The organism is Streptosporangium sp. NPDC006930 (genome assembly GCF_040635605.1).
Taxonomy (GTDB): Bacteria; Actinomycetota; Actinomycetes; order Streptosporangiales; family Streptosporangiaceae; genus Streptosporangium.
The window spans coordinates 458,423-483,102 of the sequence record NZ_JBEYID010000003.1 but is presented as its reverse complement, the minus strand read 5'-3'; the positions used below and the strand labels follow the sequence as shown (position 1 = coordinate 483,102).

Genomic DNA, 24,680 nt, shown 5'->3' with positions numbered 1-24,680 from the left:
GACAGCCCGCGCGGGACAAGGATCATGGCTCAAACCTCGAGCAGCTCGGCTTCCTTGTGCTTGAGCAGCTCGTCGATCTTGGCGACATGCTTCTGGGTGAGGTCGTCGAGCTCCTTCTCCGCCCGGCGCACCTCGTCCTCACCGGCCTCGCCGTCCTTGATCATCTTGTCCAGGGTCTCCTTGGCGCTGCGCCGGATGTTGCGAATGGAGACCTTGGAGTGCTCCGCCTTGTTCCTGGCGACCTTGATGTACTCCCTGCGGCGCTCCTCCGACAGTTCGGGGAAGGCCACGCGGATCACCGCTCCGTCGTTACCGGGGTTCACACCGAGGTCCGAGTTGCGGATCGCCTTCTCGATCGCGGCCATCGAGCTCTTGTCGAAAGGCTGGATGATGACCATGCGCGCCTCGGGCACGTGGAACGAGGCGAGTTGCTGAATGGGGGTGGGTGTCCCGTAGTACTCAGCGCTGATCTTGTTGAACATCGACGGGGTGACCCGACCCGTGCGGATGCCCGCGAAGTCGTCCTTCGCCACCGACACAGCCTTGTCCATCTTTTCCTCGGCTTCGAGGAGGGTTTCGTCGATCACAGCGGCTCCCTGTCTTCTCGGTCACTCCCCATCCTCACGCACTCCGCGGGAGGCCATCACGCCGGAGGTCCACCGGACCACCACAATGGCGTACCGCTCAGCTCGCTACGTCAGGTTCGCACCCTGTCTTCTCGGTCACGTGCCCCTCCTCGCTCGCTTCACGGAACGCTTCCACCTCGCGTCCCACTCCGCCGGCTACGTCGGGCCCGCTTCCTGTCCTCTGGTCGCTCACCACTCCTCGCTCGCTTCACGGAACGCTTCCACCTCGCGTCCCACTCCACCAGCTACGTCGGGCTCGCTTCTTGCGCTACCGGCTCGTCACCGTGCCGGTCCTGGCACCATGCCGGCTCGTCACCGTGCCGGGCTCACCAGCGTGCCGATCTTCTCACCGCGTACCGCCCGCATGATGTTGCCCTCACCCATGAGGTCGAAGACCACGATGGGAAGGTTGTTGTCCATGCACAGGCTGATGGCGGTGGCGTCCATGACCCCGAGACCACGGGTCAGCACCTCACCGTATTCGAGATGGTCGAACCGGACGGCGTCAGGGTTCTTACGGGGGTCGGCATCGTAGACGCCGTCCACCTGGGTCCCCTTGAGCAGCGCCTCGGCGCCGATCTCCAGCGCTCGCTGCGCGGCGCAGGTGTCGGTGGAGAAGAACGGCGAGCCGAGCCCTGCCCCGAAGATGACCACGCGGCCCTTCTCCAGGTGGCGGATGGCACGGCGGGGCAGGAACGGCTCCGCGACCTGCTGCATGGTGATCGCCGTCTGGACGCGGGTGTCGATCCCCCGCTTCTCCAGGAAGTCCTGGAGGGCCAGACAGTTGATGACCGTGCCGAGCATGCCCATGTAGTCGGCCCTCGCGCGGTCCATGCCACGCTCGGACAGGGTGGCGCCCCGGAACATGTTGCCGCCGCCCACGACGACCGAGACCTGCACACCGCCGCGGACGGCCTCGGCGATCGAGTCCGCGAGGTGGCTCACGACGCCCGGGTCTATGCCCAGCGGCTCACCGCCGGCGAACGCCTCCCCGGACAGCTTCAACATCACCCGCTTCCAGCGAAGCGGATCCGAGTACGAAGAAACCGCCGGCGTAGCGGGTCCTGTGTTCTCCTGCACGGCGGCGGCCTCCTCGTTTGATGCTCTGCCTGAAGAGCGGATGTCAGGGATCAGGCCTGGCCGACCTTGAAGCGGACGAAGGCCTGGACCTTGACGCCGTTCTCGTCCGCGAACTTCGCGACCGACTTCTTGTTGTCCTTGACGAAGGACTGCTCAAGGAGAGTGAAGTCCTTGTACCAGCCGTTGACCCGGCCATCAACAATCTTGCCGATGGCGGCCTCGGGCTTGCCCTCCTCGCGGGTCATCTCCTCGAAGAGCGCGCGCTCCTTCTCGATGACGTCGGCCGGGACCTCGGCGGGGCTGAGGTACTTCGGGGCCATCGCCGCGGCGTGCTGCGCGATGTCCTTGGCGACGTCACCGTTCGAGGAGTCGAGCTGCACGAGCACGCCGACCGCCGGGGGGAGCTGGGGGTCGGTCTTGTGCATGTAGGCGCCGATGAAACCGCCCTCAAGCACGGCGAACCTGCGGATCTCGATCTTCTCGCCGAGCGCGGCGTTGGCCTCGTCGAGGTGCGTCTTGACGCTCTTGCCGGAGAGCTCGGAGTCGAGCAGCGCGGGCACGTCGGACGGCTTGGTGGCCAGGATGTGGTCGACCACCTGGGCCGCGAGCTCCTGGAAACGCTCGCCCTTGGCGACGAAGTCGGTCTCGCAGTTGAGCTCGAGCAGCGCGGCGGCGGAGTCGCCCTCCTGCTTCAGGGCGACCAGGCCGTTGGAGGCGGTGCGGGCCTCACGCTTGCCGACGTCCTTGGCGCCCTTGAGGCGGAGGATCTCGACCGCGCGGTCGAAGTCGCCCTCGGACGACTCGAGAGCCTTCTTGCAGTCCATCATGCCGGCGGCGGTCAGCTCACGAAGCCGCTTGACGTCGGCCATGTTCACGGAAGCCATTGTCTTTTCCTCGTGGGAATCGTCGTGGATCGGGTGGGTGCCCCAACTGAGCGGCACCCACCCGGAAGGGTCTTGCGGGTCGTACGGCCAAACGAGCCGTACGGAAGTGACCTAGGCCTGCTTCTCGGTGGACTCGGCCTCGGCGGCCGGAGCCTCTGCGACCTCGGCGGCCGGAGCCTCCGCAGCCTCAGCGGGAGCCTCGGCGGTCTCGGCGGGAGCCTCCGCAGCCTCGGCGGGGGCTTCGGCGGTCTCGGCCTCGGCGGCCGGAGCGCTGTCGGCACCGCCCGCGAGCAGCTCCTGCTCCCACTCGGCCAGCGGCTCGGCGCCACCGGCGACGGCCGGCTTGTCGTCCCCGCCACGGTTGGCGCCGGCGCGGGCCATGAGACCGGCGGCGACGGCGTCGGCGACGACGCGGGTCAGCAGACCGACGGCGCGGATCGCGTCGTCGTTACCCGGGATCGGGTAGTCGACCTCGTCGGGGTCACAGTTGGTGTCGAGAATGGCCACGACCGGGATGTGAAGCTTGCGAGCCTCGCTGATCCCGATGTGCTCCTTCTTGGTGTCGACGACCCACACGGCGCTCGGGATCCGGGACATGTCCCGGATGCCGCCGAGGGTGCGCTCAAGCTTCTCCTTCTCGCGGCGGCGCATGAGGAGCTCCTTCTTCGTGAGCCCCGAGGCGGCCACGTTGTCGAAGTCGAGCTCCTCCAGCTCCTTCAGGCGCTGGAGCCTCTTGTGCACGGTGGAGAAGTTGGTGAGCATGCCGCCCAGCCAGCGCTGGTTGACATACGGCATGCCGACACGGGCCGCCTGCTCGGCGATGGCCTCCTGGGCCTGCTTCTTCGTGCCGATGAACATGATCGTGCCGCCGTGCGCGACGGTCTCCTTGACGAAGTCGTAGGCCCTGTCGATGAAGGCCAGCGACTTCTGGAGGTCGATGATGTAGATGCCGTTGCGCTCGGTGAAGATGAAGCGCTTCATCTTCGGGTTCCAGCGACGGGTCTGGTGGCCGAAGTGAACGCCGCTTTCCAGCAGCTGTCGCATGGTGACGACGGGGGTGGACATTGATTGTCCTCCAGATCGGGGCACCCATCTCTGGGCGCTGTTCTCGGTTGGACGCGACAGCCCTCGGCTGTCGCCCTGATGCCCCGAACCGGATCCAGCCGGGCTTTCGCCCGGACCGAGGGATCCCGGTTCTTGACGGGGCATGCGAAGTCGGCCCATGACTCACAGGCCACCAAAAAGTGTACCCGTAACCGCGCCTCTTCCCGACCTTGGGGCGTCAAGCACCCCTTACGCGTCGCGTGGAAGGCCGTGCGGTCGGCGCCGGGCCCGGGGGAAGAGGCTGACCTGTGCCTCGGAGACCCGAGCCCCGGGCGGGGCGTCCATTCGGTCCCTGACGGTGGTCTTGTAGGGGGCGAGCAGCTTCTCGATCCGCTCGTTCAGCGCCTTCAACTCCTCGGCGTCGACCAGCAGGAGGGCGCGGCTGAACAGAGCGGCCTCGCGCCACTCACGCGACTCCCGCTCAAGATTCTCCAGCGCCCTGCTCGCCTCGTCCGCCGCCTGCTCCCGAAACGCCTTGATCAGGAACTCCTTGGCGCCACGCACGTCCGGACCGTCGTCCGGATCAGGGCTGACGCTGAAGCCCGTGGCGCTGGAGCGCCACAGGCGCTCCCTGCCGTCACCGCGGCCGTCGTCGCGCACGGGCGCGTCCTCGACGAAGCCGTACTTGGCGAGCATGCGCAGGTGGTAGCTGGCCGCGCTGGGGGTGATCCCGACGACCTCGGCGACCTCGGTCGCGGTGCAGGGCCCCTCGGCCTGGAGCCGGTTCAGGATCGCGAGCCGCGCGGGGTGCGCCAGCGCGCGCATCGCGGTGGGATCGGTGAGGGACTTGCGCGTCGATGCCTCGGTCATGTGCAGACCGTACCCACTCCATATGTGAAACATTGCCTTCATAACTATGAAGGGTTATCTTCACAGTTATGAAGCGTTCCTTTCAAAATCTTCGGAGACCTGAAGAGGGCGGGTCCCCGTGACTCCCACCACCCCCGTGGCCCCCGAGGACTCCGAGGACTCCGCCATCCCCACGCCCCCCGAACCCTCCTCACCCCCCATCGCTCCCGAGGCCTCCGCGACCGAGCCGGGGCCCCTGCGGAAACAACGCGACTACCGGCTCCTGCTCTCCGCCCGTGCCGTCACCGAGACCGGCACGGAGATCTCCCGGCTCGCGGTGCCACTGACCGCCGCCGTCCTGCTCGGCGCGTCCCCGGCCCAGATGGGCATGCTCACCGCCGCGTCCTCCCTGCCCTACCTGCTGATCGGTCTCCAGGCGGGTGCCCTCGCCGACCGGCTGCGGCGGCACCGGCCGGTCATGGTCGCCTGTGACACGGTCTCGGCCGTCGCCATGGCCACGATCCCCGCGGCCTGGATCACCGGGTCGCTGAGCGTGCCGTGGCTGATCGCGGTGGCGTTCGTCGTCGGCACCTGCTCGGTGATCTTCCGGGCGGTCAACTTCCCGCACCTGGTCACGGTGGTTCACGAGAGTCAGCGGACCGAAGCCCTCGCGGGCTTCCAGTCGGCCTTCGCCGTGGCGACCGTCGCCGGACCCGGTCTCGCCGGACTGCTCGTCCAGCTGATCACGGCACCGTTCGCGCTCCTGGTCGACGCGGTGTCGTTCCTGGCCTCGGCGTTCCTGATCAGATCGATCAAGGCGCCGGAGAACCACACTCCCGCTCCCCGGCGCGGCATGTGGACCGAGATCCGCGAGGGCCTGGCCACAGTGGCCGGGCACCCGACGCTCCGCGCGCTCTGCGGCGCCGGTATCACGATCAACTTCTTCGGCAGCGCCTACATGGCACTGTTCGTGATCTACGCGCTCAACGAGCTCGGCCTGGCCGGAGGGCTGGTCGGCGCCATCACCGCCTTCTTCGGCGTCGGCGGCCTGCTCGGCGCGGCCGTCGTCTCGCGCCTGACCGGACGGTACGGCGAGAACCGCATACTGGCCTGCTCCGTGCTGCTCTTCCCCGTCGACTTCATGATCGTCGCGCTCACCTCAGGACCGGTGTGGCGCAGCTTCCTTCTCCTGGCCGTCAGCGCGGTGATCTCCGGCGTGGCCGTCGTGGCCTTCGCCGTCTGCATGGGCGCCATCACCCTGCGCGAGACCCCCGCCGAACTGCGCGGCCGGGTCAACGCCACGCAGGCCTTCATGATCCAGGGGGTCCTCACCCTCGGCGGTCTCGCGGGCGGCCTCTCCGGTGAACTGCTCGGACTGCGCCCGGTGTTCTGGATCTCCGCGGCCGGGGTGCTGACCGCGGCCGCGTGGATCTGGCTCTCCCCGCTGCGCCACCCCTCCGCCCCCCGAACCCGATGACCTCGCACTCCCCCGGACTCGCCTTCCAGAGCTCTCGGAAGACCTCACCACCAGGTGGGCGGGTGCTCGCCCCTCTCCGGAGGCGGGCTCGACCAGTACGGCGACATACCGTCGATCGTTCCGGGCGCCCGGAGATAGGTCAGACGACCGAAGGCGCTGTCCATCTCCTCGATCACGCCGGTGACATCGGGCTCCGGCGTGGCCGCTCCGTCGACCCGGCCAAGGCCGTCCAGCCATCGCGCGGTCCCGGCCAGGGAGAGCTCCACCCGCCAGGATCCTCCCTCGGCTGATCGGCGGAGCAGTGCGGCCATCGCGCCGAAGGCGGCCAGGTAGCCGGTGGCGTGGTCGAGGACCTGGGCGGGCAGCGGGCGGGGCCGCGCACCGTCGCCGCCCTCGTGAGCGATGCCGCACGCCATCTGCACCAGACTGTCGAACCCGCGCCTGCCCGCCCACGGCCCTTGACCCCCGTACGCCGAGACGTCGACGCACACGATCCCCGGCCTGATCTCCGCCAGCCTCCGGGGGCCGAACCCCAGTGCCTCGAGAGCCCCGGGACGGTAGGACTGCACGAGCACATCGGCCCCCGCCACCAGGTCGCGCAATGCGGCGCTCCCGGCCGGAGTCCTCAGGTCGAGATGGCAGGACCGCTTGCCGAACGCGGTGCCGACCACCAGCCCCGGCACCTCGGGAAGGTGCCCGGCACCCACCCGGAGCACCTGGGCACCGTGAGCGGCCAAAGTGCGGGTCGCCACCGGTCCGGCGATCACCCTGGTCAGGTCGAGCACCCGCACCCCGTCGAGCGCCCGCCCTCCCCCGCCTTTCGAGGCGTCGGTCCTCGCGCCGCCGGAGGCGCCGACCCGGGTCAGGTGGACCAGCGGCGACGCGGCGACCGCCCGTGACTGCGGATGCCCACGCCACCCGGTGCGGTCGCGCATGGCCGCGGCGCACCCTCCCTCGGCCGTCACCGCCTCCTCGACCTCAACGGCGCCCCGGCTCGCGCAGGCGCGTTCGACGGCGTCCCCGTCCGCACCCTCGGGCAACCCAAGCGCCGCGAGGGCCGCGTCACGATGATGGTCGAAGTTGCAGTGCAGCCGAACCCAGCCGTCGGCGGCGCGGTAGTCACCGGAAAGGGGCGCCCACGGATCCACAGCGGCTCCGTCGATCCTGAAGTGGCGCTCGTCCAGAAAGGCGATCGCCGCCTCCCGCACGTCCACGGCGGCCTGGCTTCCGCCTCCCCTGAGCGCGGCCGCCGCCCCGGTGGCGGCCCCGACGGCGACGGCGGCGGCGGTGCCCACGCGGAAGACGGAGGGCAGTACCGGATCGTCCCCGCTCACCCGCACCGGCGGCAACTCGACGCCCACCTCCGCCGCCAGCTCGCGAATACGCTCTTCGACCACGCGATCCCCGCTCTCACGACGTCCTGGGCCATCCTCTCCCCCATCCTCAGCCACGCCTCCCGGCTTGGCCACGTCTACCGTCCACTGTCCACAGAATCCTGTTCGGTCCATCTCCGCCGCATCACGGGTCTTCATGCTTGCCGACATGAAGACCGTCCACACGGTGGGGCTGCGAGCCCTGCTGTGCTCACTGGTCCTGGCCACACCGGCGGGCGCCCACCGCGTGACCTCCCTCGCGCACCCCGTAGGCGCGACCGGCCGCGCATATGGCACGGCGGCCCCCATGAGCACCCCCGCGACCGCCCTCACGGCCGCGCACGGCCACGCGGGGACGACACCCCCCGCTGAAGCACACGCCACCTCCCCTTCCGGGGAGTCCTCTTCCATGGCTCCAGGGGGATCCCGTGCCAGGAAATCCGCTCCCCCTGCCGGAGGGTCCTCTCCTTCGGAATCCTTCCTCTGGGAATGGCCGCTCAGCGGACGGCCACGGGTGCTCAGGGGCTTCGCGCCACCCGCCCAACCGTGGCTGGCCGGTCATCGGGGCACCGACCTCTCCGCGTCCCCCGGAGCCGAGGTGCGCGCCGCGGGAGCGGGAACGGTCGGTTACGCCGGGCCGCTCGCGGACCGGGGCGTGGTGACCGTGCTCCACCCCGGTGGCCTGCGGACCACCTACCTGCCCGTCCAGCCCTCGGTGCGGCGCGGGCAGGCGGTGGCCGTCGGCGAGGTGATCGGCACCCTTCAGGACGCCCCTGGGCACTGCCCCGCCACCTGCCTGCACTGGGGCCTGCTCCGTGACCGCGCCTATCTCGACCCGCTACTCCTCCTCGGCCACGGCCAGGTCCGTCTGCTTCCCGTGTGGCCCACCCCGCCCCTATGACCCCACCGAGAAGGGGACTTCATCCGCCGGGAGGGCGGTCGGGGCGGAGGCGCCAGCCCCGGGAGACGCGTTCGACGTAACCCGCGGCGGCCAGACCTCCGAGGCAGGAGAGCACGGTCTCCAGGTCGACGCCCGCGGCGACGGCTATCGTCGCGGGGCCCACACCGACCCGGGTGGGCATGACTTCGACGACCTTCCGGCTCTCAGGGTCGAGCCGATCTCGGGGAAGCACCGGGCCGCGCGGCTCCGGAGCCAGGTCGGTACCCATCGTTCCGACGAGCTCGATCATCTCTTCGGGACCGGTGACGCAGGTGGCCCTGCCCTGGCGGATCAGCCGATGACACCCCGCGGAGAACTCCGAGGTCACCGGGCCCGGCATCGCGGCCAGATGACGGTTGAGCGCGATCGCGTGTCCGGCGGTGTTGAGTGCCCCGCTTCGCACGGCCGCCTCGACGACCACGGTGCCCCTGGTCAGGGCCGCGATGAGGCGGTTTCTGATGAGAAACCTCGGCCTGGTCGGGTGCGCGCCCATGGGGCACTCGCTGACCAGCACCCCCTGCGACCGGATGGCGGCGAACAACTGCTGGTGCGCGCTGGGATAGGCGACGTCGGCGCCGCAGGCGAGCACGGCGACGGTCGGCCCCTCACCGGCGAGGGCACCCCGGTGGGCGGCCCCGTCGATGCCGTGGGCACCGCCGGAGACGACCCCCCATCTTCTCTCGCTCAGCCCCGCCCCAAGCTCCGCCGCCACGTGCGCGCCATACGGCGTGGCGGCTCGGGAACCGACGACCGCGACGGATCTGAGGCAGGAGAACCGCAGGTCGGCCTCACCGTGGAGCCAGAGAGCGTGGGGCCTGGAGTCTCCCAGGTCGTCCAGCTGGGTCGGCCACTCGGAATCGCCGGGAACCACCAGCCTCGCCCCTATCCGCTCCCCCTCGGCCAGGTCTCGCTCAGGGTCGGCCGTCCTCAGCCTGGCCGCCCAGGAGGCGACCATCCTGTCGATCCTGGCCGCGAGCCGCCCATCCCGCACCGCCCCCGGGCCGTCACCCGCTTCAGGGCGCTCGCCTTCGAAGCGGCCACCGGACGGGATACCACCGGACGGGTCGAACCTCCCAACCGGTAGGCCGGTGCCCCCACCCGGCGAGCCGAGGTTTCCAGCCGGTGAGCAGGGGCCTCCAAAACCGGAGCCTCCAAAAGCCGAGCCAGGCTCTCCAGCCGATGGACCGAGATCTCCAAAACCGAGGTTTCCAGCCGATGCACCAAGATCTCCGACCGGCGAGCCGGAGTCTCCAACCGGTGGACCGGGGTTTCCGGCCGGGCGGCCGTGGGTGTCGGCGAACCATCGGGTGAGATCCGCGTCCGCGGCGCCCTCGCGGATCAGGGCGACGGCGGCCTCGGGGCCGCGTAGGGCCACGAGGGCGCCCATCACGGTGTCGCCCGGCTCGGCCAGGCGCATCAGGGTGAGCCGTGCCAGTCTGTCGCTCATCGTTCCTCCCCCAGCCAGAGCCCGAGCGCGGACTGGGTCTCGTGGAGCTCCGGCCGATCCTTGCCCGCGAGATCGGCGAGGGTCCAGGCCACCCTGAGGATCCGGTCGAGGCCCCGGGCACTCAACCGGCCGCTGTCGAGATGCCCGAGCAGCGGGGACATCGCCACGGCCGGTGGCCGGTATTCGGTATGGAGGGCACGGGCGGGCACCTCCGCGTTGCAGCGCCACGGCGTGTTCGCGAACCGCTTGGCGGCCCGCTCACGCGCGAGCAGCACCCGCTCGGCCACCACCCGGCTCGACTCGATGAACCGGCGGTCGGCGAGAAGCTCGCGCCTGGTCGAACGGAACAGGCCGACCTTGATGTCCACCCGGTCGAGCAGCGGACCGGAGAGCCGGGCGAGATAGCGGCGGCGGGCCGCGGGAGCGCACGCGCACGGGTCGTTCGGGGTGGAGGGCCGCGCGCACGGGCACCTGTTGGCCGCCAGCACCAGCACGAACCTGGCGGGGAAGGTCACCGTCGCCAGCGCCCTGGAGACCGTCACCTGCCCCGATTCGAGCGGCTGTCTGAGCGCGTCGAGAACGGTCGTCGAGAACTCTGGGGCCTCGTCCAGGAAGAGCACCCCCCGATGAGCCAGCGAGACGGCTCCCGGGCGGATCATCCCGCTGCCCCCGCCGATGACGGACGCGACGGTCGCGGTGTGGTGGGGCGCCACGAACGGCGGGCGGACCAGCAGGGGACGGTCCCTGGGCAGCACACCGGCGACCGAGTGGATCGCGGTCACCTCCAGAGCCTGGTCCCGCTCCAGGATGGGGAGCAGAGTCGGCAACCGCTCGGCGAGCATGGTCTTGCCCGTCCCCGGAGGACCGAGCATCCAGAGGTTGTGCCCGCCGGCGGCGCAGATCTCCAGCGCGCGACGGGCGAGAGGTTGCCCGGCGACGTCTCCCAGATCGGGGGCGTCACCGGGCTCCTCCCCCGCACCACAGGCGTCTCCGGGGCCCACCTCGCCGGGAAGTCCCGGCGGGAGAGGACACGCGGCCCTCGAATCGCGATCTGCAGCACCGGCCCCACCTCCCCCACCAGAACCGGCTCCTCCAGAACCGGGCGGGAGGCCCCCTACCGGCCCCTCGGCCCGCAACCAGCTCACCAGCGCGCTCAGCGTGGTCGCCGGAACCACGGTCACCCCCGGCACGAGACCGGCCTCGGCGGCGTTACGAGCCGGGACGACGACGGTGCGGGCACCGGCGGCGACGGCCGCCAGCACGGCGGGGAGCACGCCCCGCACCGGCCTGATCGAGCCGTCCAGGCCCAGCTCGCCCAGGAAGAACGGCTCGGCGACCCTGGCGGCGGGCACGAACCCCGCCGCCGCGAGCAGGGCCATCGCGATCGCGACATCGAACAGGCTTCCGCGTTTGGGCAGGCTGGCGGGGAACAGGCTCACCGTGATCCGGGAGTCGGGCCAGGCGTATCGGCTGTTGACCAGCGCGGAACGGACCCGGTCGCGGGCCTCGCTCAGCGCGGTGTCGAGCATCCCGATGAAGTGCAGACCCGCCACACCGCTGCCGACATCGGCCTCGACCTCGACGAGACGGCCGGTCACCCCGACCAGGGCCACACAGCGCGTGCGCGCGACGGCCACTCACCTCACCCCCTGAGGGGAGCGAACGATCCATGACAGGCCGGGAGCCCCCAGAGCCCCTGAGAGTCGGGGAGGCATCAGCACACCCCCCGCTCGTGGCGGACGACGAAATCCCCGGCGAACCGCTCCAGGGCGACGACATCGACGCGGATCGCGTCGAACCGGCACCGGTCCTCACACTCGGCGAGCCATCTGGCCGCGAGTCTGCGCAGGCGGGAGATCTTCGCGTCCGTGACCGCCTCGAAGGCGGTGCCGTGACTGCGACCCGAGCGGGTCTTGACCTCCACCGCGACGAGCGTGTTCCCTTCTCGGGCGACGACGTCGATCTCCCCGTCGGGGCACCGCCAGTTGCGATCCAGAATCTGCAGGTCGTGTGCGAGCAGATAGTCGACGGCGAGCTGTTCGCCGTGTTTGCCGAGCTCGTCCTTCGCGGCCATGGAACCACCTCCGGTTCCAGACCTTCGCTCAGCTCACCGCACCGCCGAGGAACCGAATGCGAATCTGTGGAAAACCGGCCAGGCAGCGCACACGCCTGTGGACAACCTCCCGCGTCCGCTCGGTCACGTACAGTGCCTCAGGCCGCTCAGATCTGCCCTCACCTGTCCTCAGGGCCCCTTGGGTCCTCGACCCGTCCGTGGGCGAACACCCTCAAGGCCGTCGAGGAAAGCCGCTCAGGAGGAGAAACCCTCCTTTGGCATCTCCAGGTCGGGCTTGGCGAGCTCCTCGACGTTCACGTCCTTGAAGGTCACCACACGGACGTTCTTGACGAACCTCGCCGGGCGGTACATGTCCCAGACCCAGGCGTCCTGCATCTTCACGTCGAAGAACACGTCACCGTTCTCGGCGGTGCGCACGTCAAGATCGACGGAATTGGTGAGATAGAAGCGCCGCTCGGTCTCCACGACATAGGTGAAAAGGCCGACAACGTCGCGGTACTCACGGTAAAGCTGCAGCTCCATCTCGGCTTCGTACTTTTCGAGATCCTCTGCGCTCATACCGGTCCTCCTGTTAAACGCCCACCCCGGCCCGCCCGATCAGACGGCACCGGCCCCCACTTCATTCTCACCCATCACCTCGCCCGCTCCTGACCGCGCCACCGTCGAGAACGAGAAGCGGTGATCCGGACACGGACCGTAGGTTCTGAGAGCCCTGCGATGGTCGGCGGTGCCATACCCCTTGTGCACGGCGAATCCGTACCGGGGATGGCGTTCGTGCAGCGCCACCATCATCTCGTCCCGCGTCACCTTGGCCACGATCGAGGCCGCGGCGATGCAGGCCGCGACCTGATCCCCCTTCCACACGCCCAGCGACGGTGCGGGCAGGCCGGGAACGGGAAACCCATCGGTCAGAACGTAGCCGGGGTGACAGGATAGTCGCGCCACCGCCCTGCGCATTCCTCCGATGTTGGATCTGTGCAGCCCTCGGGTGTCGATCTCACCCGGCGGGATCACCACCACGCTCACCGCCTGCGCGGTCGCCGTGATCCGCTCGTACAGCGACTCACGCCGGGAGGCCGTGAGCAGCTTGGAATCGTCCAGGCCGTCGATCCGGCCGCCCAGCACCACGGCGGCGACCACCAGCGGCCCGGCACAGGCGCCTCGGCCGGCCTCGTCGACCCCCGCCACGGGACCGAGCCCGCGGCGGCCGAGAGCCCGCTCGTAGCCGTACAGTCCCGAATCCCGCCGGACCACGCTGGGTCTGGGGCGAAACGCGACTGTCATGGCACCACGGGTAACACAGCGACCATGACCAGAGAGTACGCCCCCTCCGGGGCATTCGGTACCGCTATCTCACCTTCAGGAAGCTCTCCGGTCTGGCGAGAACGGTGGCCCTGGAGAACGGCCAGTAGATCGCGACGGCACGGCCGATGACGTCACTCTCGGCGACCGTCCCCTCCCCCAGCCTCTCCTCGTGGGCACGCGAGTCGGCGGAGGCGGTGCGGTGATCGCCCATCACCCACAGCCGCCCCTTGGGAACGACCTTCTCGAACGACTCTCCCGAGGGGAAGTCGTCAGGATGGAGATAGGAGCCCTCTTCGAGCGGCACCCCGTTGACCGTGATGCGCTTCTTGGCATCACAGCACTTCACCGTGTCACCGCCGACCGCGATGACCCGCTTGATGGTGTCCTCGCTGTTCCAGCCCTTGAAAACGACGAGGTCACCGCGCTCGGAGTCACCGTGCAACTTGTTGACGACCACCCGGTCGCCCTCCACAAGGGTGTTCTCCATCGACTCGGACGGGATGTAGAACGACTGGAAGACGAAGACCTGCAACAGCAGCGCCACCACCACCCCGCACACCAGCAGGAACAGTGATTCGCGCAGGCCACCGCCCTTGCCGTTCTTCTTTTTCTTCTCAGCCTCGGGTTCAACGGTCATGAGATCCGGCTACCGCCTTGAAAGCCGGCGACGACGCCACAGCACCAGCGGGACGGCTCCCGCGAAACCTGCTAGGAGCGGAGTCGCCCCTCCCACGGCCGCCGCTGCCTTGAGGGCCGACTGGCCGAAGATGTCGGGAATGGGAAGGGTCGTGGCCCTGGAGAACGGCCACACGATCACGAAGGCCCGGCCGATCACCTTGTCCACCGGGATCGTCCCGCCACCGGGGTCACCGAGGTGGGAGCGGGAGTCGAGGGACACCATCCGGTGGTCGCCCATCACCCACAGGCGGCCCGCACCGACCTTGGCCTCGAAGAAGCTCTGGGACGGCACGTCGCCCGGGTAGAGGTAATCCTCGTCGAGCGGCACCCCGTTGACCGTCACCCTGCCCTTGTCGTCACAGCACTTCACGGTGTCGCCGGGGACGCCGATGACCCGCTTGATGTAGTCCTTCTCACCGGGAACCACACCGAAGGCGATGCCGACCCAGCGGAAGAACCCCGCGACCGGGTTGGACGGCTCCTCGATGGGAACCTCGGGGTCCCAGGAATCGACCCCGGAGAAGACCACCACGTCGCCGCGCTCGATGTCACGGACGTGGTAGACGAGCTTGTTGACCAGGACCCGGTCGTTCGTGAGGAGGGTGTTCTCCATCGACTCCGACGGGATGTAGAACGCCTGGATCACGAAGGTCTTGATGACGAGGGCGAGCACCAACGCCACGACGACCAGGACGGGCAACTCCTTCCAGAAGGAGCCCTTCTTCTTGCCTTTGCCGTCCTCGGCGCTCTTCTGAGTGTCTTCGGCGACCACGTCCACCTCGTCCTCGACAGGTCGACGCGAAACCGCGCCGTACTCCCGGTCTTCGCTAGTCATCGCTGACGAGCCTAGATGATGGGCGGTACCAAGTGGTCGAGTGACGGGGTACCGCATAGCCATGCGTATTGCCATAGGAGGTCAAACCTCCTTACATGCGACTGGCCCGCTCCCCGGTGAAGGGGGCACGGGCCAGGCCGACGGGCGCTGACGCGCCTAGCGGGCTTCGCGCTTCTCGCGGATGCGGGCGGCCTTGCCGCGCAGGTCACGCATGTAGTAGAGCTTGGCGCGGCGGACGTCGCCACGGGTCACGAGGACGATCTTCTCGATGACCGGGCTGTGCACCGGGAAGGTCCGCTCGACGCCGACGCTGTAGCTGACCTTGCGGACGGTGAAGGTCTCACGGGAGCCGCCGCCCTGGCGGCGCAGGACGAAACCCTTGAAAACCTGGACACGGGACCGGCTGCCCTCGATGACTCTGACGTGGACCTCAAGCGTGTCACCGGGCCGGAAGTCCGGGATGTCGGTGCGGAGCGAGGACTTCTCAAGCTCGCTGATCAGCGTGTGCATGGCAGTGGTACCTCATTTACGAACGCACCCGGAGGTCCATCCGGCCGCGACGGAGCGGCGTCGCGATGGACACGCGTGCTGAAGTGGACTATGTCTCGGAGACCGCGATGAGACCGGTCCGGGGACCGGATGGGCAGTCGGCGGCAACGCTTCAGTCTGCCATATTTTCCCGACCGACCGGAAATCAACCGGTCAGAGCGGCCGGTCCGGGGGAACCCGCCGAACCCGCCCCGGGCAGATCCAGCTCCGCCAGGACCCGCCTGTCGTGCTTGTCCAGGCTCTCGGGGTCGAGCGCCGCCAGCAACTCCGGCCGGTTTCTCGCGGTACGACGCAGCGCCTGGTCGCGCCGCCACCTGGCGATCTTCCCGTGGTGCCCGGAGAGGAGGATCTCCGGCACCTCGTGCCCCCGCCACTCGGGCGGCTTGGTGTAGACGGGACCCTCAAGGAGGTTCTCCATGGCGCCGGGCGCGAAGGAGTCGTCCACGGCCGAGTTGACGTTGCCGAGCACGCCCGGCAGCAGCCGCCCGACGGCCTCGATCATCACCAGCACCGCCACCTCGCCCCCGGCGAGCACGTAGTCACCGACGCTGACCTCGTCCACGCGCATGCGGGCGCCGTACTCGGCCATCACCCGGGAGTCGATGCCCTCGTAGCGGGCCGGGGTGAACAGCAGCCACGGCTCGGCGGCGTACTCCATCGCCAGCCTCTGGGTGAAGGGCACGCCGCTGGGGGTCGGCACGATCATCCTCGGAGATCCGGCCGGGCCCGAGGCGAGGACCGCGTCGAGAGCCTCCCCCCACGGACCGGCCTTCATGACCATGCCGGGACCACCGCCGTAAGGGGTGTCGTCCACGGTGCGGTGCACGTCGTGGGCGTGGTCGCGGAGCTGGTGGAGGTGGACGTCGAGGATGCCGCGCTCACGGGCCTTGCCGATGAGGGAGACGTCGAGGGAGGCGAAGTACTCGGGGAAGATGGAGATGACGTCGACACGCATGTCAGACCATCTCGTCCGGGTCGAGCAGTCCGGCGGGGGCGTCCACGACGAGGACGCCCTTGGCGAGGTCGATCTCCGGGACCAGCGCCTTGACGAACGGCACGTAGACCTCGGCGACCTCGGCGACCGCGGCACCCCTGGCGGCCCCCGGCTTCCCTCCGCGCCGTACGACGAGCAGGTCCTGGCCGTGGTGGAGCACGTCGGACACCTCTCCCACCGGCTCGCCGTCCGGCTTGACCACGGTGAGGCCGATGAGCTGGTGGTCGTAGAACTCGTCGGGATCCTCGGGGGGCGGGATGTCGTCCGAGTCGATGACGAGCATGGTGCCGCGGAGTTCCTCGGCCCCGTCGCGGTCGGTCACGCCCTCGAACCTGACCAGCAGGATCCCGGAGTGCCAGCGGCGGGACTCGACGACCAGCGGGCCTGTCGACGCGGGATCCGTGACCAGTGCGGTGCCCGGGGCGAAGCGCCTGTCCGGCTCGTCGGTGCGCACCTCCACGGACACGTCCCCGCGGAGTCCGTGCGGGCGGCCGATCCGGCCTACGACGAGCTGCACGCCCGCCTCCTCACGTAATGGTGTCTGTGAAAAACGGACGGGCCACCCACACTGGGCGGGTGGCCCGTTCGCTCGATGGACGCGTCTCGCCGGCTAGCGGGCCTCGTTCAGGTCGAGAAGATCGACCCGGACGTACTTGCCGTCACCAAGAGCGTTCACGACCGTGCGAAGCGCCTTGGCCGTCCGACCGCCGCGGCCGATGACCTTACCGAGGTCCTCGGGGTGGACCCGGACCTCAAGCACACGCCCGCTGCGGATGCGGCGAGCGTGAACCTGGACGTCGTCAGGATGCTCGACGATGCCCTTCACCAGGTGCTCGAGGGCCTCCTCGAGCACCTCAGGCCTCGCCTTCCGGCTTCTCCTCGGCGGCCGCGGTGGGCTCAGCCGGGGTCTCGGCGGCGGCCTCTTCGGCCTTGGGGGCCTCGGCCTTGGGAGCGGCCTCTTCAGCCTTGGGAGCCGACTTGCGGGTCGACTTCTTCGGCGTGGTGGCGGCCTCCAGGGAGAGCGACTCCTTGGCCGCGGCCTCGTAGACGGCGTGACGGTCGGCCTTGGGCTCGGCGACCAGGAGCGGGGCCGGAGCCGGCTCGCCCTTGAACTTCTGCCAGTCGCCGGTGAGCTTGAGGAGCTTGAGCACGGGCTCGGTCGGCTGCGCGCCGACACCCAGCCAGTAGGCCGCCCTGTCGGAGTCGACCTCGATGCGCGAGGGGTTCTCCTTCGGGTGGTACAGGCCGATCTCCTCGATCGCCCGGCCGTCACGCTTGGTGCGGCTGTCGGCGATGACGATGCGGTACTGCGGGTTGCGGATCATACCGAGCCGCTTGAGCTTGATCTTGACTGCCACTGGTGTGGTCTCTCCTGCATTAGAGCGTGGGTGAGCGGCGTCTCATCGAGTGGGGCACGAGGAGAGGACCGTCCAAGGGACAGGCATGGCACGTGGGAGTGAGAGGGCAACCACGTGTCACGATGTTCCAACATGTCATTGTGCCAGACGTGCGGGGGTGCCCTGCCAACTCGCGGCCATCCGGTACGGCGGCCGGAGGGCAAATCTCGGTAATCCCCGTGTGTCCGGGCCCCCCTCCGGGGCGGCCTGGTGCGCTAAATGGCCGCCGTGGCAACCACCCTCAGATCTCTGCTGCTGACCGCGACCGGATCCATCACCGTGCTGGGCACGGTGCTGGCCATCAGGGCGACGACTCCGGCGGGCCAGGCCGACGTATCCCCGGCGCCCGTCTCGTCCCCCATCGGGGGTTCTGCCGGAAGCTCCGCCAGGACCTTCGGAGGACTTTCGGGAGGCGCAGGGGGCCCAGAAAACTCAGAAAGCCCGGAAAACGCGGAAAGCCGGGGAGCACCCGCCTCACCGGTGATCCCGGTCCCGTTGGAGGCCTCGGCCCCGCTGGGACTTCTGCCCCCGTGGGGGATCCCGGTCCCACCGGGGGCACCCGCACGGGCTGCGCCCCCGCCATCCTCGCCGTCCCTGGCCCCCCCGCTCTCGCCCTTGGCGCCCGTGCGGCTTCCCCCGCCGTTCCCGCTGTACGAGGGGGAGGCCGGGGCGCCGAGGTGGGAACACTATCTGGGGCGCACCCCGAGCAGTTCGAACACGGCGACGAGGATGAACCCCCCGACGATGATCACCCAGATCCACCTGGCGCGCGCGTGGAACCCGTCATCGCTCATTTCTGGCCGGGAAACTTGAACTTCGAGGGGTCGAAGCCCGGCGGCAGCTCCATGCCGGGCGGCAGCTGCTGCCGGGAGCCCAGCTTGCCGAGGAGTCCGTTACCCGCGGAGGGCGCGGGCTCGTCGGTTTTGCCGGGGGCGGCCTTGCCAAGCGCGGCCTTGCGCGGGTCTCCGCTGACCCTGCGCCCCTTGGCCGCCTTCTTCTGCGCGGCCTTGCCACCCTTGCGACCACCCGGCATGCCGGGGATGCCCATGCTTCCGGCCATCCGCTTCATCATCTTCTGGGCGTCGAAGAAGCGGGTGACCAGGCCGCTCACCTCGGTCACCGTCACGCCGGAGCCCTTGGCGATGCGGGCTCGGCGAGAGCCGTCGATCATCTTCGGGTTGTGACGCTCGGCGGGGGTCATCGAGCGGATGATGGCGGCGATGCGGTCGAGGTCGCGGTCGTCGACCTGGTTGAGCTGATCGCGCATCTGCCCCATACCGGGCATCATCCCGAGCAGGTTCTTGATGGGGCCCATCTTCTGGACCATCATCATCTGCTCAAGGAAGTCTTCCAGGGTGAAGTTCTCGCCCGAGGTGAGCTTGCTCGCCATCTTGGCGGCTTCGGCCTCGTCGAAGGTCTTCTGGGCCTGCTCGATCAGGGTGAGGATGTCACCCATGTCGAGGATGCGCGACGCCATCCGGTCGGGGTGGAAGGCGTCGAAGTCCTCGAGCTTCTCACCGGTGGAGGCGAACATGATCGGCCTGCCGGTGATGTGGCGGACCGACAGGGCGGCGCCGCCGCGGGCGTCGCCGTCGAGCTTGGTCAGCACGACGCCGTCGAAGCCCACGCCCTCCATGAAGGCCTGGGCCGTGGAGACGGCGTCCTGGCCGATCATGGCGTCGACGACGAACAGGACCTCGTCGGGCGAGACCGCGTCGCGGATGTCGGCCGCCTGCTTCATCAGCTCCTGGTCGATGCCCAGGCGGCCCGCGGTGTCGATGATGACGATGTCGTGCTGCTGCCGCTTGGCGTGGTCGATCGACTGACGGGCCACCGCGACCGGGTCGCCGACGCCGTTGCCCGGCTCGGGCGCGTAGACCGCGACGCCCGCGCGCTCGGCCACGACCGAGAGCTGCTGGACGGCGTTGGGCCGCTGGAGGTCGGCGGCGACGAGTAGCGGCGTGTGGCTCTGTTCCCGCAGCCAGCGGGCGAGCTTGCCCGCCAGGGTCGTCTTGCCCGCGCCCTGCAGGCCCGCGAGCATGATGACGGTCGGCGGGTTCTTCGCGTAGCGAAGCCGCCGGGTCTCACCGCCGAGGATCTCGATGAGCTCGTCATTGACGATCTTCACGACCTGCTGCGCCGGGTTCAGCGCCTGGGAGACCTCGACGCCGCGGGCGCGCTCCTTGACCTGGGCGACGAACGCCTTGACCACGGGCAGCGCGACGTCGGCCTCGAGCAGCGCGATACGGATCTCGCGGCAGGTCGCGTCGATGTCGGCATCGGACAGCCGACCCTTGGATCGAAGGGAGGAGAAGACCGATGTCAGCCGGTCGGAAAGCGTCTCGAACACGTGATTGGCCAGCCTCTGCGCTACAGGTCTGCGACTCGACCTCCCAGCCTATCCGCTGGGAGGTGCGACTGACGCCCTCCCTCGGTCAGCGACCCCAGCCGGGGACGGCCATCCGCATGGTGAGCGCGTGCTCGACAAGCGTGATGAGCGTGGCCTTCACCGCGTCGCGCGAGCGGGCGTCGGTCCGGGAGATGGGGATGTGAGGCGCGAGTGTCAGAGCCTCGCGTACCTCCTCCTCACCGTGGAGGTAGGTGCCGTCCCAGCCGTTGACCGCGACGACGAAGGGGAGTTTGGCCTCCTCGAAGTAGTCGATCGCCGGGAAGCTGTCGGCGAGCCGCCGGGTGTCGACGAGCACGATCGCACCGATCGCGCCGCGCACCAGGTCGTCCCACATGAACCAGAACCGGTGCTGACCCGGCGTACCGAACAGGTACAGGATCAGGTCACGGTCCAGCGAGACACGACCGAAGTCCATCGCGACCGTGGTGGTCGTCTTGTTCGGTGTGAGGCCGAGGTCGTCGATCCCGGCGCTGGCGTCGGTCATCACCGCCTCCGTGGTCAGCGGCAGAATCTCCGACACCGCCCCCACGAAGGTGGTCTTGCCGACACCGAATCCCCCGGCGACGACGATTTTCGTCGATGTCAGGCCGCCGCCGCGGCTAGAGCCTGCGAAGTCCACTGAGCACCCTTTCCAGCAGGTTGAGATCCGGCTTACCCGCGTCCAGCTGCGGCTGGTGGATCTGCACCAGGCCCTCGGCGGCCATGTCGGCCACCAGGATCCGGGTCACGCCGAGCGGGATGCGGAGCATCGCGGAGATCTCAGCGACCGAACGCACTTGCCGACACAGGCCGCTGATCGCCTGATACTCCGGGGTGCGGGTGGATAAATCATGATGTATGGAGGTCGCCGAGGAGACCAGGGCCTCCAGGGCGAGTTGGGTCCGGGGGGCTGTGCGCCCCCCGGTCACGGCATACGGACGGACGAGGGAGCTCTGCTCCGACGGCGCCGGGTGCATGAGATGCGAAGGAGCGCCCTGATTCCGGTAGGGGTCGTCCATCGATTGATAGGGACCGCCCTGTTGCCGATGGGGGTCGTCCATTGATTGATAGGGATACCCGCCGTGCGGGTCCCCCTCACCGATCCAGCCACGGCCTGCCACGGCAGCCTCCTCGCGTCATCGCCGTTACCGTGAATGGGAAGACTGCAGCTCAGCGCGAACGGCAGGAGTCAGCACCTGGCCCGCCCGCTCGACGAGCATCGTCATCTGGTAGGCCACCAGTCCCATGTCACAGTCAGCGGCGGCCAGCACCGCCAGACAAGAACCGTCACTGATCGACATGATGAGGAGCAGCCCTCGCTGCATCTCCACCACGGTCTGGGTGACCGCTCCGCCCTCGAAAACCCGGGATGCCCCCTGGGTCAGGCTGATCAAACCCGCCGCGACCGCGGCCAACTGGTCGGCTCTGTCCCTGGGAAATCCGTCCGAATACGCCAACGGCAGACCGTCTGCTGACACGACGACCGTGTGCGCCACACCCGGGACGTTGTTCACAAAGTCGGTGATCAGCCAATTGACCCCCCGGGCGGCCTGGCTCATTTCGCGCACGTGTCATCCTCCTTGGCGACCATGATGAGCTCGCTCACCGGTCCTCCTTGTTTCCTTCAACGTCCCGGCCGAAGTCGGGATACGGCCGCCCGTCTCCGGCTCCGCCCCTGGCGGCCGCGCGCCCCTGCCGTACTCCCTGCTGGAAGCTAGCCAGCCTGTTGCGCACCGCCTCCGGGGAGATCGTCGGCCGGTGCACGGGAGCTTGGGGTGCCGCGCTCAGGTCGGGCGCGGCCGTACCGGGTACCAGGTTCGCCTTGGGCACCCGCTTGGGCAGCCCGGAACCGGTGATCCCTCCGAGTGAGGGTTCGCTGGCGGCCTTGGCCGCCTGCCAGCCCACGTCGGCGGGCGACGACCAGCCGTTCCCCTGGGCGGGGGCGGCCGGCTGCGAGAGCTGGACGGTCTCGTGGGCGACCTGGGTCTCGGGGACCGCCTCGGTCCGTTCCTGGACGGCCGGGGCCGGCTCGACCTTCCTGAACCAGTCGGACTCGACGGCCGCGAAGATCGGCAGGAACTCCTCCTTCGCCTCTTCCATGGGCGAGGAGTCGGGGATCACCGGCAGCGGGCCGGTGTTGTCCGCCGGATCGAAGACGCGCCGCCCGAACGGCCCGGAGTCGCCGGTGGACGGCCATCCCCCGGAGTCGCCGCGTGAGGCGGCCGACCAGACGTCGGAGCCGCTGTCCCTGCTCTGCTGCCCGCCGGGCCAGACGGGGGCGTCGCCACGCGCGGGCGCGCCCTGGCCCGCCGACCACGTCCCCACCTCGCCACGGGGTCCGCCCCGTCCCTGCCACCCCGAGGGGTCGGGCTGGGAGACGTTCGGCCAGCCGTTGGGATCCGCGCCGGGCGGCGGTACCTGTCCCGGCCAGGGGGTGTCGACGGGCGCCTGCCCGAACTGGCCGCCTCCGAGGGGGGGCTGCGAGGCATCGAAGGAGTTGAACTGCTGCCCCAGGTCGAAGGAGGCGAACGAGTTCTGGTGAGCCGCCTCGAAAGAGGCGAAGGACGGTATCGGGGGGGCCGCGGGGCTGGCCAGCACGGGCGGGCGGTCCATGGAGGCCATCGACCCGGCCCAGTCGCCGCTCTGCATGCCACCGGGAGGCCCGCCCGGACGGTTGGCGACGGCGAGCAGGTTCTCCGGGAGCAGGACCATCGCGGTCAGACCGCCGCTGTCCTGCTGCCTGAGCTGGACGCGGATGCCGTGCCTCAGGGCGAGGCGGCCGACCACGAACAGGCCCATCCTGCGGGAGACGGAGACGTCCACCACCGGCGGGTTGGCCAGTCGCCAGTTGGCCTGGGAGAGCTCCTCGGCGGTCATGCCGATGCCGATGTCGGTCACCGAGACCATCACCCCGCCGCCGTCGATGCGGTTGCTGGAGACGATGACCTTGGTCTCACGCGGGGAGAAGGAGATCGCGTTCTCCACGAGCTCCGCGATCAGGTGGACGACGTCGTTGACGGAGGTGCCCGCCACGGACACTCCCGCGGACAGCTGCAGGTCGACCCGCTCGTAGTTCTCGACCTCCGACAGCGAGGCGCGGACCACGTCGATGAGCGGGACCGGCTGGCTCCACCGGCGGGCGGGCTCCTGGCCCGCGAGGACGAGGAGGTTCTCGGAGTTGCGGCGCATGCGGGTGGCGAGGTGGTCGAGGCGGAAGAGGCTGCCGAGCCGACCCTCGTCCTGCTCGCCCTGCTCCAGGCTCTCGATGAGGGAGAGCTGGCGCTCGACCAGGGTCTGGCTGCGCCGGGAGAGGTTGACGAACATCGAGTTGACGTTGCTCCGCAGCGTGGCCTCCTGACCCGCCAGTCGCACGGCCTCGCGGTGGACCTCGTCGAAGGCCCGGGCCACCTCACCGATCTCGTCGTCGGAGGCGACGCCGATCGGGGTGATGTCGGTGGTCGAGACCTCGCCGCTCTCGCGCATGGTCTGGACGGTCTCGGGAAGACGCTGGCCGGCGATGGACAGCGCCTCGGTGCGGAGCCTGCGCAGCGGCCTGACCAGCGAGCGCGCCATGACGGCGGTGATGATCAGGACGAGGAGGAGCAGCAGCCCGCTCAGCCCTGCGGCGATCAACGCGCCGCGCTGCTCGGACGCCTGCAGGACCTCGCTCTGCATGATGAGGGCGCCGGCGACCTGTTCCTCCACCGTGCGCATGCGCTCGATGACGTGGTTCGAGGCGTCGAGCCAGGTCGCCTGATCGGTGAGCGCGCTTTTTGAGACGTCGACGTTCCTCAGCGGCTGGCCGTTGAGCGCCATGAAAACGGCGCGGGCGCGCATCGCCGCCGCGCGGTCCTTCTTCTGGCCGCTGACCGTGTCGTCATAGAGCTGGCGCTGTTCGACCGACGCCTCGGAGCGGAAGGTCGCGAGCTCTCCGTCGAACTGCGCGCGGGCGGCCAGCATGGCGTTGAGGCCCTCGGCGCTGAACCCCCTGACGGCGAGGGCGACGGCGAGGTTCGCCCGCTCCCTGGACACCTGTTCCTTCGCCCTCGCCAGCGCGGCGAACGCGACCGCGCCGCCGGCGAGCTCCTGGTCGGAGACGCCCTGGATGATCTCGTCGTGCAGGGCGAGCAGGTCCGCGATGGTGCGGGAGTACATGGCGATCGTGGGCTGGGCCGGGAGCTGGGTGTTCTCCCCCGAGGCCAGTTCGCGCACACTCTTGATCTCGTCGATGCGACGGCGGATCTGGGTGAGCTCGGTCTCGCCCCGAGTACCGAGGGTCTCCAGCAGACCGCTGTCGGCCATCGCGGCGTTGACGCGGGGGCTCACCTGCCCGACGGCCTCGTCGACCTCTTCGTACTGCTTGCGCAGGTTCGGCTTGCCGGTGGACGGGCGGCCCTGCGCCACGAACCTGGCCGACAGGTCTCGCTCAAGCTGCAGCTCGTCGACCAGGTCGCTGAGACCCGCCGTGAGCTCGGCGGTGGTGCGCACGCGCTCGTAATCGGCGGCGCTGCTGATCGAGCCGGTGACCCGCAGGCCTCCCAGCACGATCGCGGCCACCGTGGGAACGACGATGAGCGCGATGAGCCGCGACCTCACCCGCCAGTTCCTGAGCGCTAGCTTGCTGCCGTTTCTCGCGGACTCCTCGGAGTCGCGACCGTCGAGGTCCTGACCCGGGCCGCTCCGCGGCCGCCCCCCCTGGTTGTCGAATCCCAGGGCAGGTGCCGGCCCGGATCCGCGTT

The 24,680-nt window shown here is 69.4% G+C and carries 26 protein-coding genes; 2 read left to right on the top strand and 24 right to left on the bottom strand.

The features are described from left to right. Window positions 1-29: 29 nt before the first annotated feature. The 5 genes from frr to ABZ664_RS08555 form a co-directional block, all read right to left on the bottom strand. Window positions 30-587 (bottom strand): ribosome recycling factor, encoded by a 558-nt coding sequence (gene frr / locus ABZ664_RS08575; RefSeq protein WP_362505019.1) that lies wholly within the window; start codon window positions 585-587, stop codon window positions 30-32. Between the two features lie 351 nt (window positions 588-938). Continuing rightward, window positions 939-1,634: a UMP kinase gene (gene pyrH / locus ABZ664_RS08570; RefSeq protein WP_350948679.1), complete on the bottom strand. Its 696-nt coding sequence runs from the start codon at window positions 1,632-1,634 to the stop codon at window positions 939-941. 122 nt (window positions 1,635-1,756) lie between these two features. Beyond that, on the bottom strand, window positions 1,757-2,590 hold the full coding sequence (gene tsf / locus ABZ664_RS08565; RefSeq protein WP_362505016.1) for a translation elongation factor Ts: 834 nt from the start codon (window positions 2,588-2,590) through the stop codon (window positions 1,757-1,759). A 111-nt stretch (window positions 2,591-2,701) separates the two neighbouring features. Continuing rightward, window positions 2,702-3,655 carry a 30S ribosomal protein S2 gene (gene rpsB / locus ABZ664_RS08560; RefSeq protein WP_362505013.1) on the bottom strand — a complete coding sequence of 318 codons (954 nt, stop codon included), beginning with the start codon at window positions 3,653-3,655 and terminating at the stop codon, window positions 2,702-2,704. Between the two features lie 228 nt (window positions 3,656-3,883). Continuing rightward, window positions 3,884-4,504: a helix-turn-helix domain-containing protein gene (locus tag ABZ664_RS08555; protein ID WP_362505010.1), complete on the bottom strand. Its 621-nt coding sequence runs from the start codon at window positions 4,502-4,504 to the stop codon at window positions 3,884-3,886. Between the two features lie 118 nt (window positions 4,505-4,622). On the opposite strand from ABZ664_RS08555, the gene ABZ664_RS08550 reads away from it, so the two are divergent. Beyond that, window positions 4,623-5,960, top strand: a complete 1,338-nt coding sequence (locus ABZ664_RS08550) for an MFS transporter (RefSeq protein ID WP_362505007.1) — start codon at window positions 4,623-4,625, stop codon at window positions 5,958-5,960. Between the two features lie 44 nt (window positions 5,961-6,004). Here ABZ664_RS08550 and ABZ664_RS08545 read toward each other — a convergent pair whose 3' ends face one another. Beyond that, window positions 6,005-7,357 (bottom strand): CoA transferase, encoded by a 1,353-nt coding sequence (locus ABZ664_RS08545; protein WP_362505004.1) that lies wholly within the window; start codon window positions 7,355-7,357, stop codon window positions 6,005-6,007. Window positions 7,358-7,502: 145 nt separating this feature from the next. On the opposite strand from ABZ664_RS08545, the gene ABZ664_RS08540 reads away from it, so the two are divergent. Beyond that, window positions 7,503-8,234, top strand: a complete 732-nt coding sequence (locus ABZ664_RS08540) for a M23 family metallopeptidase (RefSeq protein WP_362505001.1) — start codon at window positions 7,503-7,505, stop codon at window positions 8,232-8,234. Between the two features lie 19 nt (window positions 8,235-8,253). Here ABZ664_RS08540 and dprA read toward each other — a convergent pair whose 3' ends face one another. From dprA to ABZ664_RS08450, 18 genes are all read right to left on the bottom strand, one after another. Further along, entirely contained in the window at window positions 8,254-9,720 is a 1,467-nt protein-coding gene (dprA, locus tag ABZ664_RS08535; RefSeq protein ID WP_362504998.1) for a DNA-processing protein DprA, read from the bottom strand. Next, window positions 9,717-11,357 carry a YifB family Mg chelatase-like AAA ATPase gene (locus tag ABZ664_RS08530; RefSeq protein WP_362504995.1) on the bottom strand — a complete coding sequence of 547 codons (1,641 nt, stop codon included), beginning with the start codon at window positions 11,355-11,357 and terminating at the stop codon, window positions 9,717-9,719. The genes dprA and ABZ664_RS08530 overlap by 4 nt, the downstream gene beginning before the upstream one ends. A 77-nt stretch (window positions 11,358-11,434) precedes the next feature. Next, window positions 11,435-11,794, bottom strand: a complete 360-nt coding sequence (locus tag ABZ664_RS08525; protein WP_362504992.1) for a YraN family protein — start codon at window positions 11,792-11,794, stop codon at window positions 11,435-11,437. A 234-nt stretch (window positions 11,795-12,028) separates the two neighbouring features. Then, window positions 12,029-12,352, bottom strand: a complete 324-nt coding sequence (locus ABZ664_RS08520; RefSeq protein ID WP_350948689.1) for a DUF2469 domain-containing protein — start codon at window positions 12,350-12,352, stop codon at window positions 12,029-12,031. Window positions 12,353-12,391: 39 nt separating this feature from the next. Then, window positions 12,392-13,078, bottom strand: a complete 687-nt coding sequence (locus ABZ664_RS08515; RefSeq protein WP_362504988.1) for a ribonuclease HII — start codon at window positions 13,076-13,078, stop codon at window positions 12,392-12,394. Window positions 13,079-13,142: 64 nt separating this feature from the next. Further along, on the bottom strand, window positions 13,143-13,736 hold the full coding sequence (gene lepB, locus ABZ664_RS08510) for a signal peptidase I (protein ID WP_362504985.1): 594 nt from the start codon (window positions 13,734-13,736) through the stop codon (window positions 13,143-13,145). Window positions 13,737-13,745: 9 nt separating this feature from the next. Further along, window positions 13,746-14,612, bottom strand: coding sequence for a signal peptidase I (gene lepB / locus ABZ664_RS08505; RefSeq protein ID WP_362504982.1), 867 nt, complete (start codon window positions 14,610-14,612; stop codon window positions 13,746-13,748). Between the two features lie 156 nt (window positions 14,613-14,768). Continuing rightward, window positions 14,769-15,122 (bottom strand): 50S ribosomal protein L19, encoded by a 354-nt coding sequence (rplS, locus tag ABZ664_RS08500; RefSeq protein WP_362504980.1) that lies wholly within the window; start codon window positions 15,120-15,122, stop codon window positions 14,769-14,771. 184 nt (window positions 15,123-15,306) lie between these two features. After that, entirely contained in the window at window positions 15,307-16,116 is an 810-nt protein-coding gene (gene trmD / locus ABZ664_RS08495) for a tRNA (guanosine(37)-N1)-methyltransferase TrmD (RefSeq protein ID WP_362504977.1), read from the bottom strand. 1 nt (window position 16,117) lies between these two features. Further along, the gene (gene rimM, locus ABZ664_RS08490) at window positions 16,118-16,672 is read right to left on the bottom strand and encodes a ribosome maturation factor RimM (protein ID WP_362504974.1); all 555 of its coding nucleotides are present in this window, start codon (window positions 16,670-16,672) and stop codon (window positions 16,118-16,120) included. Window positions 16,673-16,765: 93 nt separating this feature from the next. After that, the gene (locus ABZ664_RS08485; protein ID WP_329091253.1) at window positions 16,766-17,008 is read right to left on the bottom strand and encodes an RNA-binding protein; all 243 of its coding nucleotides are present in this window, start codon (window positions 17,006-17,008) and stop codon (window positions 16,766-16,768) included. 1 nt (window position 17,009) lies between these two features. After that, window positions 17,010-17,513, bottom strand: a complete 504-nt coding sequence (gene rpsP, locus ABZ664_RS08480; RefSeq protein WP_350948696.1) for a 30S ribosomal protein S16 — start codon at window positions 17,511-17,513, stop codon at window positions 17,010-17,012. Between the two features lie 254 nt (window positions 17,514-17,767). Further along, window positions 17,768-17,914, bottom strand: a complete 147-nt coding sequence (locus ABZ664_RS08475) for a hypothetical protein (protein ID WP_362504970.1) — start codon at window positions 17,912-17,914, stop codon at window positions 17,768-17,770. Between the two features lie 428 nt (window positions 17,915-18,342). Then, window positions 18,343-19,902: a signal recognition particle protein gene (ffh, locus tag ABZ664_RS08470; RefSeq protein ID WP_362504967.1), complete on the bottom strand. Its 1,560-nt coding sequence runs from the start codon at window positions 19,900-19,902 to the stop codon at window positions 18,343-18,345. Window positions 19,903-19,987: 85 nt separating this feature from the next. Then, window positions 19,988-20,548, bottom strand: a complete 561-nt coding sequence (locus ABZ664_RS08465; protein ID WP_031158879.1) for an ATP/GTP-binding protein — start codon at window positions 20,546-20,548, stop codon at window positions 19,988-19,990. A gap of 13 nt (window positions 20,549-20,561) precedes the next feature. Beyond that, window positions 20,562-20,960, bottom strand: coding sequence for a DUF742 domain-containing protein (locus ABZ664_RS08460; protein ID WP_362504964.1), 399 nt, complete (start codon window positions 20,958-20,960; stop codon window positions 20,562-20,564). A gap of 126 nt (window positions 20,961-21,086) precedes the next feature. Next, complete coding sequence (locus ABZ664_RS08455; protein WP_326646986.1) at window positions 21,087-21,500, bottom strand: roadblock/LC7 domain-containing protein; 414 nt, start codon at window positions 21,498-21,500, stop codon at window positions 21,087-21,089. A gap of 43 nt (window positions 21,501-21,543) precedes the next feature. Next, the gene (locus ABZ664_RS08450) at window positions 21,544-24,537 is read right to left on the bottom strand and encodes a nitrate- and nitrite sensing domain-containing protein (RefSeq protein WP_362504961.1); all 2,994 of its coding nucleotides are present in this window, start codon (window positions 24,535-24,537) and stop codon (window positions 21,544-21,546) included. Window positions 24,538-24,680 lie beyond the last annotated feature (143 nt).

Bases quoted from the DNA above. Each gene is read 5' to 3' on its own strand.
- pyrH (WP_350948679.1), bottom strand. From the start codon at position 1,634: ATGTTGAAGCTGTCCGGGGAGGCGTTCGCCGGCGGTGAGCCGCTGGGC.
- tsf (WP_362505016.1), bottom strand. From the start codon at position 2,590: ATGGCTTCCGTGAACATGGCCGACGTCAAGCGGCTTCGTGAGCTGACC.
- rpsB (WP_362505013.1), bottom strand. From the start codon at position 3,655: ATGTCCACCCCCGTCGTCACCATGCGACAGCTGCTGGAAAGCGGCGTT.
- ABZ664_RS08555 (WP_362505010.1), bottom strand. From the start codon at position 4,504: ATGACCGAGGCATCGACGCGCAAGTCCCTCACCGATCCCACCGCGATG.
- ABZ664_RS08540 (WP_362505001.1), top strand. From the start codon at position 7,503: ATGAAGACCGTCCACACGGTGGGGCTGCGAGCCCTGCTGTGCTCACTG.
- dprA (WP_362504998.1), bottom strand. From the start codon at position 9,720: ATGAGCGACAGACTGGCACGGCTCACCCTGATGCGCCTGGCCGAGCCG.
- ABZ664_RS08525 (WP_362504992.1), bottom strand. From the start codon at position 11,794: ATGGCCGCGAAGGACGAGCTCGGCAAACACGGCGAACAGCTCGCCGTC.
- ABZ664_RS08520 (WP_350948689.1), bottom strand. From the start codon at position 12,352: ATGAGCGCAGAGGATCTCGAAAAGTACGAAGCCGAGATGGAGCTGCAG.
- ABZ664_RS08515 (WP_362504988.1), bottom strand. From the start codon at position 13,078: ATGACAGTCGCGTTTCGCCCCAGACCCAGCGTGGTCCGGCGGGATTCG.
- lepB (WP_362504985.1), bottom strand. From the start codon at position 13,736: ATGACCGTTGAACCCGAGGCTGAGAAGAAAAAGAAGAACGGCAAGGGC.
- lepB (WP_362504982.1), bottom strand. From the start codon at position 14,612: ATGACTAGCGAAGACCGGGAGTACGGCGCGGTTTCGCGTCGACCTGTC.
- rplS (WP_362504980.1), bottom strand. From the start codon at position 15,122: ATGCACACGCTGATCAGCGAGCTTGAGAAGTCCTCGCTCCGCACCGAC.
- trmD (WP_362504977.1), bottom strand. From the start codon at position 16,116: ATGCGTGTCGACGTCATCTCCATCTTCCCCGAGTACTTCGCCTCCCTC.
- ABZ664_RS08475 (WP_362504970.1), bottom strand. From the start codon at position 17,914: ATGGGGGACGAGACGGGCGCCGGGGATACGTCGGCCTGGCCCGCCGGA.
- ABZ664_RS08460 (WP_362504964.1), bottom strand. From the start codon at position 20,960: ATGGACGACCCCTACCGGAATCAGGGCGCTCCTTCGCATCTCATGCAC.
- ABZ664_RS08455 (WP_326646986.1), bottom strand. From the start codon at position 21,500: ATGAGCCAGGCCGCCCGGGGGGTCAATTGGCTGATCACCGACTTTGTG.